This is a genomic window from Paraburkholderia silviterrae (assembly GCF_004353915.1).
Classification (GTDB): Bacteria; Pseudomonadota; Gammaproteobacteria; order Burkholderiales; family Burkholderiaceae; genus Paraburkholderia; species Paraburkholderia silviterrae.
Map to the genome: position 1 here is coordinate 1 of NZ_SMRP01000028.1, position 510 is coordinate 510.

Sequence of the window (510 nt, forward strand, 5' to 3'; positions counted from 1 at the left end):
GCGCGCATGCAACGCCGAACCACGCAGCCCTTCGTGCAGCTTGAGCACTTCCTTGATCTGATAGCCGACGGTGTAGCTCGGATTCAGGCTCGAGAGCGCGTCCTGGAACACCATGGCGATGTCCTTGCCGACGATGCGTCGACGCTCCTTGCCCGTGGCGTTGAGCAGGTCGCGGCCGTCGAACGTGATGGAGTCGGCGCTCACCTTGCCGGGGGCGTCGATGAGGCCCATCAGCGCCATCATCGTCACGCTCTTGCCCGAGCCCGATTCGCCGACGATGCCGAGCACCTCACCCGGCGCCACCGAGAGGTTCACGCGGTCGACGGCGGGCAGGCCGTTGAAGTCCACCGCCAGGTTGCGGATGGTTAGCAGTTCTTGAGTCATGTTCAGGCCATCCGCTTGAGCTTGGGATCGAGTGCGTCGCGCAACCCGTCGCCGAGCAGATTGATGGCGAGCACCGAGATCAGGATGGAAAGGCCAGGCATCGTGACGATCCACCAGGCGCTGTCG

Annotated in this window: 1 protein-coding gene and 1 pseudogene; both read right to left on the reverse strand. The window is 64.3% G+C overall.

The window, feature by feature from the left end:
- Positions 1-384: ATP-binding cassette domain-containing protein (locus EYW47_RS33315; protein WP_133199074.1), on the reverse strand; the 384-nt coding region annotated here is incomplete at its 3' end.
- Between the two features lie 2 nt (positions 385-386).
- Positions 387-510 (reverse strand): annotated as a pseudogene (locus EYW47_RS42205) (dipeptide ABC transporter permease DppC); the annotation flags it as partial.